This is a genomic window from Actinomadura sp. KC345 (genome assembly GCF_004348515.1).
GTDB lineage: Bacteria > Actinomycetota > Actinomycetes > Streptosporangiales > Streptosporangiaceae > Spirillospora.
The window spans coordinates 1-9745 of the sequence record NZ_SMKH01000290.1; the positions used below are offsets into that span (position 1 = coordinate 1).

9 protein-coding genes are annotated in these 9745 nt (G+C 72.8%); 6 read left to right on the plus strand and 3 right to left on the minus strand.

The window, feature by feature from the left end:
• Together E1281_RS32475 and E1281_RS32480 are read right to left on the minus strand one after the other, a co-directional pair.
• Positions 1–632: SWIM zinc finger family protein (locus E1281_RS32475; RefSeq protein ID WP_131883537.1), on the minus strand; the 632-nt coding region annotated here is incomplete at its 3' end.
• The gene (locus E1281_RS32480; RefSeq protein ID WP_131883538.1) at positions 632–3646 is read right to left on the minus strand and encodes a DEAD/DEAH box helicase; all 3015 of its coding nucleotides are present in this window, start codon (positions 3644–3646) and stop codon (positions 632–634) included. The genes E1281_RS32475 and E1281_RS32480, both read right to left, overlap by 1 nt.
• A gap of 105 nt (positions 3647–3751) precedes the next feature.
• Here E1281_RS32480 and E1281_RS32485 point away from each other — a divergent pair, with 105 nt between their 5' ends.
• Complete coding sequence (locus tag E1281_RS32485) at positions 3752–4534, plus strand: enoyl-CoA hydratase-related protein (RefSeq protein WP_131883539.1); 783 nt, start codon at positions 3752–3754, stop codon at positions 4532–4534.
• 21 nt (positions 4535–4555) lie between these two features.
• Here the strand turns inward: E1281_RS32485 and E1281_RS32490 are convergent, their stop codons facing one another.
• The gene (locus E1281_RS32490; RefSeq protein ID WP_131883540.1) at positions 4556–4912 is read right to left on the minus strand and encodes a helix-turn-helix domain-containing protein; all 357 of its coding nucleotides are present in this window, start codon (positions 4910–4912) and stop codon (positions 4556–4558) included.
• A 96-nt stretch (positions 4913–5008) separates the two neighbouring features.
• On the opposite strand from E1281_RS32490, the gene E1281_RS32495 reads away from it, so the two are divergent.
• The 5 genes from E1281_RS32495 to E1281_RS32515 all read left to right on the plus strand — a co-directional run.
• Positions 5009–5674: an NAD(P)-binding domain-containing protein gene (locus E1281_RS32495; RefSeq protein WP_131883541.1), complete on the plus strand. Its 666-nt coding sequence runs from the start codon at positions 5009–5011 to the stop codon at positions 5672–5674.
• A gap of 66 nt (positions 5675–5740) precedes the next feature.
• Positions 5741–6523, plus strand: coding sequence for an SDR family oxidoreductase (locus E1281_RS32500; protein WP_131883542.1), 783 nt, complete (start codon positions 5741–5743; stop codon positions 6521–6523).
• Between the two features lie 201 nt (positions 6524–6724).
• Positions 6725–7675, plus strand: a complete 951-nt coding sequence (locus E1281_RS32505; RefSeq protein ID WP_131883543.1) for an acyl-ACP desaturase — start codon at positions 6725–6727, stop codon at positions 7673–7675.
• Positions 7676–7739: 64 nt separating this feature from the next.
• The gene (locus tag E1281_RS32510; RefSeq protein WP_131883544.1) at positions 7740–8576 is read left to right on the plus strand and encodes a serine/threonine-protein kinase; all 837 of its coding nucleotides are present in this window, start codon (positions 7740–7742) and stop codon (positions 8574–8576) included.
• A gap of 51 nt (positions 8577–8627) precedes the next feature.
• On the plus strand, positions 8628–9745 hold a 1118-nt coding region (locus E1281_RS32515; protein WP_131883545.1), incomplete at its 3' end, for a serine/threonine-protein kinase.

Genomic DNA, 9745 nt, shown 5'->3' on the forward strand with positions numbered 1-9745 from the left:
AGGCGGGCCAGGCCGGACGGGGGCGTCCAGAAGCCGGCGGCCGTGAGCGCCTCCTCCTCCATCTCGAAGGGATCCGGCCCGGTCTCGGTGCCGCGCCGCAGACCGGCCAGGAGCTGCTCCCTGCCCCGGCCGTTCCACTGGAGGATGAGGAACGGGTCGTCGTCGAACGCCTCCGCCAGCAGGTACAGGACGGCCGCGGCGTGCTTGCACGGGTCGCCCCAGTCGGGGCAGTCGCACATCAGGTGCAGGTCGGACGCCGAGCCGGGGAAGAGGGCCAGGCCGAGTTCGGCGAAGACCCACTCGATCTCCGGCGGCATCTCCCCGGCCAGCAGGCGGGCGCGGAACACCGCGCGGGACGCCAGCTCCTTCTCGACCGCCCTCCAGTCCGCCTCGTCGATCGCGTCTATGCCGAGGGCCACCTCGTACGGGTCCGGCGCCGAGCCGTGCACTTTCGCCGTCACCTCGTACGGCGCGACCCTCAGGTCGAACACCATGCCCTTGCGCGCGTACGTCCGGCCGCGTGACAGGCGGCCCTGGTCGGCGAACGATTCGAGGAGGTCGATGAAGCGGCGCGACCACCACTGGGCGCCGATCGAGCCGCGCTTGTTGCGGGCCTTGATGCCCTCGGCCATCAGTCGCTCACCGCCTCGGGGGACAGGCGCAGGACGTCGCGGAGTTCGGCCACCGAGAGTTCGGTCAGCCAGTCCTCGCCGGTTCCGACGATCGATTCGGCGAGGGCCTTCTTGCGCTCGATCATCTCGTCGACGCGCTCCTCCATCGTCCCGACGCAGATGAACTTGCGGACCTGGACGTTGCGGGTCTGCCCGATGCGGAACGCGCGGTCGGTGGCCTGGTCCTCGACGGCGGGGTTCCACCAGCGGTCGACGTGCACGACGTGGTTCGCGGCGGTCAGCGTGAGACCCGTTCCGGCGGCCTTGAGGGACAGGAGGAAGATCGCGGGCTCGTCGTCGTCCTGGAATCGCTGGACGAGGTCGTCCCGCCCCTGCTTGGACGTCCCGCCGTGCAGCCACAGCACGGGCCGTTCCAGGCGGGCGGCCAGATAGGGCTGGAGCATCGAGCCGAACTCCGCGTACTGGGTGAAGACGAGTGCCTTCTCGCCCTGCTCCAGGACTTCGGCGCAGATCTCCTCCAGGCGTTCGAGCTTGCCGGAGCGGCCGGGGAGCCGGGACCCGTCCTTGAGCAGCTGCGCCGGATGGTTGCAGACCTGCTTGAGCCTGGCCATCGTCGCCAGGACGAGCCCGCGCCGCTTCGCCTCCTCCGCCTCGGCGATCTGCTGGAGCATGTCGTCCACGGTCGCCTGGTAGAGCGACGCCTGCTCGGTGGTGAGGTTGCAGTAGACCTTGATCTCCTGCTTCTCCGGAAGATCAGAGATGATCGACTTGTCGGTCTTGAGGCGGCGGAGGATGAACGGCTGCGTCGCCCGCTTCAGCCCCAGCGCCGCCTGCTCGTCGCCCTCGCGCTCGATCGGGATCGCGAACCGCCGCCGGAACGCGCTGCGCGGGCCGAGCAGTCCGGGGTTCGCGAACTCCATGATCGACCACAGTTCGGTCAGGTGGTTCTCGACCGGGGTGCCCGTGAGCGCGATGCGTGTCCGGGCGGGGATGCTCCGCACGGCTCTGGCCTGCCGCGTCCCGCTGTTCTTGAGCGCCTGCGCCTCGTCGCAGACGATCCGCCCCCACTCCAGCGTCGCGAGCGTCTCCGCGTCACGCGCCGCCGTCCCGTAGGTGGTCAGGACGAGGTCCGCCCCCGCGACCGCCTCGGCAAGGTCGTCGCCGCGATGCCGCCCCGTCCCGTGATGGACGTACACGCGCAGCTTGGGCGTGAACCGCGCCGCCTCCCGCTGCCAGTTCCCCACCAGCGACATCGGCAGGATCGCCAGCGTCGGGTCGGGACGCGCGCCGTCCTCCCGCTCGTGGACGAGCAGTGAGAGGACGGAGATCGTCTTCCCGAGCCCCATGTCGTCCGCGAGGAGGGCCCCCATTCCCAGCTCGTTCATGAACGTGAGCCAGGCGAGGCCGCGCTCCTGGTAGGGCCGCAGTTCGGCGTCCAGCTCATCGGGCGTCCGCATCGGGGTGAGGCGGCGGTCGGCCTCGCCGGACAGCAGGTCGCCCAGGGCGCCGCCCGCCTCGACGCCGGTGAGGGGGAGGGAGTCCTCGTCGGCGTGGATCACCGCGCGGATCGCCTCCGCGGCGGTCATGCGGCCCTGGCGAGGACGGCGGAGGAAGTCGAGGGCCGCCTCCAGTTGCCGCTCGTCCAGTTCGACCCACTGGCCGCGCAGGCGAACCAGTGGCGTCTTCAGGCGGGCCAGTTCCTCCAGTTCGGCCTCGTCGATGCTGTCGTCCCCGATGGCGAGGTCCCAGCGGAAGTCGACCATGGCCTTCATGTCGAAGCCCGAGGCCACGGCCGCGCCGGACGACGCCTCCGGGTCCTCGCTGCGCGCCGACAGCTTCATGCCGAGCTTCGCCTTGCCCGCCCACTGGGGGAGCAGGACGCCGAACCCGGCGGCCGAGAGCATCGGGGCGGCCTGGCGGAGGAAGCGGAACGCGCCGGCGGTGTCGAGGACCAGCTCGTCCGGTGCGGGTCCGTCCAGCGAAGGGCCCAGGTCGGGGAACAGGCGCAGCGCGCGGCCGAGGCCGGTGAGGAGTGTCTCCTCGGCGTCCGCGACCGAGGTCGCCTCACCCGCCCACACCATCGCGGCGGGCACGTAGAGGCTGGGATCGTCGGTGCCCTGGAGGGCGAACTCGATCCGCCAGGAGTCGTCGTCCCCGGGCTTCCCGGCGCCCTCTTCGTCCTCCGCGTCGAACTGCTCCGCGCCCGGCTCGGCGAGGCGGAAGCATACGCGCAGGGGACCGGACGGGCGGCGCGCGGCGGCGGCCCAGGCGTCCAGCTCGGCGATCAGGTCGCCGGGGTCGTCGCGCGGCTCGCGGGCGACCTCGGCGGACGGGCCCGTCAGCGCCATCACCCAGCGTTCGGCGAGCGGCAGCCGGTCGGGCTCCTTGCGCCGCGACACTAGCATCGGGTGCGGCACCACGCCCCGGACGGCCGTGTCGACCAGGCCGGACAGCGCCTCGCGCAGCACCTCGCCGGCGGGACGCCCGCCCTCGGCGGCGCGGCACGCGGCGGGCATGGCGCGGGCCAGGGCCCGGAACCGCGCCGGGTCGTCGATCACCGGGCGCCAGCGGGCCACGAGGTCGCCGTCCTCCCGCAGCAGGGCGGGCAGGACCTGGCCGCGTCCGGCGAGATGGAGGGCCTCGTCCGCGACCATGCAGAGGAAGCGCAGATCGGTGCCGGGGACGACGTCGGCGCCGTGCTCGGCGGCCTGGAGCAGCGCCATCGCGGGGAACGGCTCCAGGACGAGCGCCGGAACCCGCCATGGGCACAGCTCGGGCTCGTCCCGCACGGCCTCGGGCCCCAGCTCCGCCGAGGGCAGCGGGTGGTCGCCGAGCGTGGGCAGCGTCATCGTCAGGTCGACACGGAGCGCGCCCCGCACGAGCGGCTCGTAGGACGTGCCGGTGAAGTCGCAGGTCGCGAACGGGTGGACGTCCGGTGAGGGCTCGTACGCGCCGGTGCGCTCGGCCCAGAGGCACAGCGCACCGCCGTGCCAGGTGGCGTGGGCGACGAGCATGGTCCCCGAAGCTACCAGCAGCCTCCGACGTCCCGCCCGTCACCGCGGCGTGGCCCGTGGTTAGGCTCGAAACGTTCCGCCGCCGAGTTGCACAGGAGGGTCGCCGTGGGCGAGTTCGTACGGGTCGAGGTCGAGGACGGGGTCGCGACGATCAGGCTGGACCGTCCGAAGATGAACGCCCTGAACGCCCAGATGCAGCGGGAGCTGATCGACGCCGCCCGGGAGGTCACCCAGGACGAGACGGTCGGCGCCGTCGTCCTGTACGGCGGGGAGAAGGTGTTCGCGGCCGGCGCGGACATCAAGGAGATGGCCCCGATGTCGTACGCGCAGATGTCGGCGGGCCACTCGCGGCTGCTTCAGGACTTCGCCAAGGCGCTCGCCGCGATCCCGAAACCGGTCATCGCCGCGATCACCGGGTACGCGCTCGGCGGCGGCCTGGAGGTGGCGCTGACCGCCGACTTCCGCGTCGCGGGCGAGGGCGCGAAGGTGGGGCAGCCGGAGATCCAGCTCGGCATCATCCCCGGCGCGGGCGGCACGCAGCGGCTGTCGCGGCTGATCGGGCCGTCCAAGGCCAAGGACCTGGTCTTCTCCGGACGCCACGTCGAGGCCGCCGAGGCCCTCGGCATCGGCCTCGTCGATCGCGTCGTCCCCGACGCCGATGTCTACACCGCCGCCAAGGAGTGGGCGGCGAGCTTCGTCGGCGGCCCGGCGATCGCGCTCCAGGCCGCCAAGCAGGCCATCAACGCGGGCCTGGAGGTCGACCTCGACACCGGGCTGGAGATCGAGCGGACCCAGTTCGCCGCCCTGTTCGCCACCGAGGACCAGGCCGGCGGAATGAAGAGCTTCATGGAGGAAGGCCCCGGCAAGGCCAAGTTCACCGGCCGCTGACGTCCGCGGGCGGCCGACGGTTCACGGACCGCCGGCCGCCCGCTCCCTCGCATCCAGGACGTCGTCGGCGTAGCGCTCGGTCCAGCGCCCCAGGGCGAGGAGGGGATCGAGCATCCCGCGTCCCGGGTCGGTCAGCTCGTACTCGACGCGCGGCGGTGCTTCGGCGTAGCGGCGGCGGGTCGCGAGCCCATTGTCGACGAGGTGCCGCAGGGTCTCGTTCAGCATCTTGTGGCTGATGCCGCCGATCCTGTCCTGCAACAGGCGTGGGCGCATCGGCCCGTCGCGCAGCGTCCACAGCACGACACCCGTCCAGGCGCCGGACAGGAGGTCGAGGCTGAGCCGCGTCTGGCAGTCGGCGGCGAATTCGATGTCGCTCATGGTCCGCCCGCCATCCTGCTCCTCCCGATACGCACCAGATGGTGCCGAACGTTCCGTCTAGCGTCCCGTCCGACGGTAATCGAACGGAGGGGCATCATGCGGATCGGTGTTCTGGGAGCGGGCGGCATGGCGGATGCGCTCGCCAAGCAGTGGGCGCGGGCGGGGCACGAGGTGCGGATTGGGGCGCGGACGCCCGCGAAGGCGGTCGCGCTGGCCGGGAGGGTCGGCCACGGCGCGGCCGGCGGCACGCTGCGGGAGGCGGCCGGATTCGGGGACGTCGTCCTGCTCGCCGTCCTGCACGACGGCGTCCAGGACGCGCTGCGCCTGGCGGGCCCGCTGGCGGGACGGGTGCTGCTCGACTGCACCAACCCCATGGCGCCGCCGTTCGAGAGGCTGAAGACGGCGGACGGCCCGTCGGCGGCGCGGCGGATCGCGGACGCGACCGGCGCGCGGGTGGTCAAGGCGTTCAACACGTGCCACGAGAGCGTGTGGCGGATGACCCCGCCGGTGTTCGGCGGCCGCCCGCTGGGCGTCCCGCTCTGCGGCGACGATGAGGAGGCGCTGGCGGCGGCGCGAACGCTGGTGACCGACCTCGGCTGTGTTCCCCTGGACGGCGGGAGCCTGGAAAGGGCAGGTCTGCTGGAGGCCGCGACGGCGTTCACCGTGGGGCTGTGGGCGGCGGGCGAGGACCCGTCCTCGATGCTGCCGCCGCCCGAGTACGCCGGCGGTGATCCGCGGCGCGCCGGGAAGGCCGTGAACTGAACCGTTACGTGTGTTCTTGGGCGTGCCGCCCGGGGGCGTGAAGATCGGCCGCTAGCATCTCGCGCCATGCGACACGCGTACCGAACGGCGCTCGTGACGGGCGCGTCCAGCGGCATCGGCGAGAGCTTCGCCCGCCTCCTGGCCGGCCGCGGCACCGACCTGGTGATCGTGGCGCGCCGGGCCGACCTGCTGGACGGGCTGGCCCGCGAGCTGGTCGAGCGGTACCGCGTCGCCGTGGAGGTGGTCGCCGCCGACCTCGCCGACCCCGGGCAGCGCGCCGAGGTCGAGGGGCGGCTGAGCGCCGACCCGGTGGAGCTGCTGGTCAACAACGCCGGGTACGGCGCTTTTGGAGCGTTCGCGGAGCTTCCGCTGGACGACCACCTCGCGCAGATCGAGCTGAACGTGGCCGCGCTCGTGCGGCTCACCCGCGCCGCCGTGCCGGGGATGGTCGAGCGCGGCCGGGGCGGGGTGCTGAACGTCGCGTCGATGGCCGGGTTCGCCCCCTCGCCCGGCAGCGCGACGTACGGGGCGACCAAGGCGTACGTGGCGGCGTTCTCCGAAAGCCTGCACGCCGAGGTCGCGGTCAAGGGCGTCCACGTGACCGCGCTGTGCCCCGGCTTCACGCGCACGGAGGACGAGCGGTCCGGGGAACGCGGCCCGTCCGACCTGCTGTGGCTGCGGCGCGACGACGTGGCGCGGGCGGGGCTGGACGCGGTGTCGTCCGGACGCGCGCTGTGCATCCCCGGTGTGCAGTACAAGGCGGCGTTCCCGGCGCTGAAGCTCGTCCCGAGGCCGCTGCTCAGGGCCGCCGTGAACCGCATGTGGCAGCAGGCCGCCGACACGCGGTGACGGCGCGGCCACCCCCGCGTTTGTCCGGATCTACAAAACTCGCCGCGGGTTGATTGTCGTGGTGCTGGCTTGACGGGGGTCGAGCCGAGTGGCGACGATCGAACCTACGCTTGAGTAAGTTATGTACGTGCCTGCTGGGCGGTTTCGCGCCGCGGCGCGGCGGTACCGTCCGGCATGTCACTCGTCCAGCGAAGGAACCGCATGACCATGACCCCCGAAGAGAAGTTCCAGACCGGTCTCCTGCTCGACCTCGAGCCGGTGGTCGAGAAAGAGCTGAACCGGCACCTGTCGATGGCCAAGGAATGGTTCCCGCACCAGTACGTCCCGTGGAGCGAGGGCCGCGACTTCGACGGCCCGCTCGGCGGCGAGCCCTGGTCGATCGAGCAGTCCAAGCTGAGCCTCGAGGCCCGCGAGTCGCTCATCGTCAACCTCCTCACCGAGGACAACCTCCCCGGCTACCACCGCGCCATCGCCACCGTGTTCGGCCGCGAGGGCGCGTGGGGCACCTGGGTCAACCGGTGGACGGCCGAGGAGAACCGGCACGGCGTCGCTCTGCGCGACTACCTGACCGTCACGCGCGCCGTCGACCCGGTCGCGCTGGAGCGCGCCCGCATGCACCACATGGAGGCCGGCTACGAGGCCGACCACGGCGACTCGTTCCTGCACGGGACGGCGTACGTGTCGTTCCAGGAGCTCGCGACCCGCGTCTCGCACCGCAACACCGGCAGGGCGTCCGGCGACCCCGTCTGCGAGCAGATGATGACCCGCATCGCCGCCGACGAGAACCTCCACATGATCTTCTACCGGAACCTGATGGACGCCGCGATGGAGGCCGCCCCGAACGAGACGATGCGGGCGATCACCGACGTCGTGACGACGTTCCACATGCCCGGCCACAGCATCGACGGCTTCATGCGCAAGTCCGTCGTCATCGCCAACGCCGGCATCTACGACCTGCGGCTCCACCACGACGACGTCCTCGTCCCGGTGCTGCGCAAGTGGAACGTGTTCGACCGCACCGACCTGTCCGGCGACGGCGAGAAGGCCCGCGAAGAGCTCGGCGAGTTCCTGGGGCAACTCGACGCCTCCGCCACCAAGTTCGAGACCCGCCGCGAGGAGCGCCGCGCCCGCCAGGCCGCCCGCAAGGGCTGACGCTCGGGTCCCCAGGGGGAAAGACAGGGGGAACGCGAACCGCTTTTCTGGCGTCAAATGGGACATGGGGAAGCATCGGCGACTGGGCGGGTATCGGTTGCTGGACGAGGTCGGCCGGGGGAGCACCGCGGTGGTGCACCTGGCCATGGACCCCCGCGGCCGCGAGGTCGCGGTGAAGGAGCTGATCCCGGAACTGGCGGGGGAGCCTGAGGCGGTCTTCCGGCTGGCCCGGGAGATGTCGGCGCAGGCGCGGGTCCGCAGCGAGTACGTGGCCCGGCTGCTGGACGGGGAGGTCGCGGCGGAGCGGCCGTACGTGGTGATGCAGTACGTGCCGGGCTGCCCGCTGAGCGACCTGGTCGCTGCGTACGGGCCGCTGCGGCCCGACCGGCTCGTCCGGTTCGCGCGGCGGCTGGCGCTCGCGCTGGGGGACGTCCACGACTCGGGCGTGCTGCACCGCGACGTGTCGCCCGGCAACGTGATCGTGATGGGCGACCGGCCGAGCCTGATCGACTTCGGCATCGCGCACGAAATGGGCGCGGAGCAGGTCACCAAGCGGGGCATGGTCGTGGGGACGCCCGCCTTCCTCGCGCCCGAGCTGATCGAGGGGGAGCGCGCCACCGCCGCGTCGGACGTGTTCTCGTGGGCGGCGACGGTCGCGTGCGCCGCGACGGGTCGGCCGCCGTTCGGGCGGGGCTCGCTGCACGGCGTGTGCTTCCGCATCCTGCGCGGCCAGGCCGACCTCGGCGGCGTCGCGGAGCCGCTGGCCGGACTGCTGCGGACGGCGTTCCGGCGCGACCCGGCCCGGCGCCCTCCCGCGCGCTGGTTCGCGGGCGCGCTCGCGGGGGCCGTCGCCGACGGCGACCGCGGCGCCACCGGGCGTGGCGGGGTGGTCGCCGCATGATGCCGATTAGATCTTCCCGGCCGGATCGGCGAGGGTAGGGTTTCGGAAACGATGAAGGGAGTCGTCACGTCCGGGGACCGAATCGGCCACTACAGCGTGCTCCAGACCCTCGGGGAAGGGGGCATGGGCGTCGTCTACCTCGGCGCCGACCCCGAAGGGCGCAACGTGGCCATCAAGGTGCTGCGGCCCGCGGTGGCGGGGGACGCCACGGCGCGCCGCCGGCTGGCGCGCGAGGTCGACTCGATGCGCCGGGTCCACAGCCCGCACGTGGCCGAGATCCTCGACGCCGACGTGACGGCCGAGCAACCCTACATCGTGACCCAGTACGTGCCCGGCCGGACGCTTGAGGAGATCGTCGAGGAGGAGGGGCCGATCTACGGGTCGGCGCTTCAGCGGCTCGGGGTGGGCCTGGCGTCGGCGCTGTCGGCGATCCACGGCGCGGGGATCGTGCACCGGGACATGAAGCCCGGCAACGTGATGCTCGTCGACGGCGAGCCCGTCGTGATCGACTTCGGTATCGCGCAGACCGCGGAGGCGACGCGGCTGACCGCGACGGGAATGGTGATCGGCACCCCCGGCTACCTGGCCCCGGAGATCATCGAGGGCGAGGACGCGGGCCCGCCGTCGGACGTGCACGCGATGGCCGGGACGATCGCCTACGCCGCGACCGGGCGCCCGCCGTTCGGCTCCGGGACGTTCGAGTCGATCTTCTACAAGATCATGCAGGGCACGCCGGACCTGGAGGGCGTGCCCGACGCGCTGCTGCCCCTGCTGCGCTCGGCGATGGCCCGCAACCCGGCCGAACGTCCCACCGCGGTGAACCTGGTGCAGCTCACCCGCCGGATCCACATCGAAGCCACCATCACCGACCAGACCCGGGTCGACCGGCACTATCCGGCGGCCGGTGCGGCCGGTGCGGCCGGAGCCGCGGCCGCGGGTGCCGCCGGTGCGGCGGCCGCCGCCGGCGCGGGGGCCGGCGCCTCCCAGCCGGTCGAGGAGCCCGCGGCGGACCACTCCCGCCAGTTCTCCATGCCGGCGACCGGCCCGGCGCCGCACGAGGCGCCGGCGCGTCCCACCACGCCGGGCTCGACCGCGATCCCGGCGCCCGCACCGACGCCCGCCCCGGCCCCGGCGCAGCCCAGCGACTTCGTGGGGCAGCTTCCGCCGGC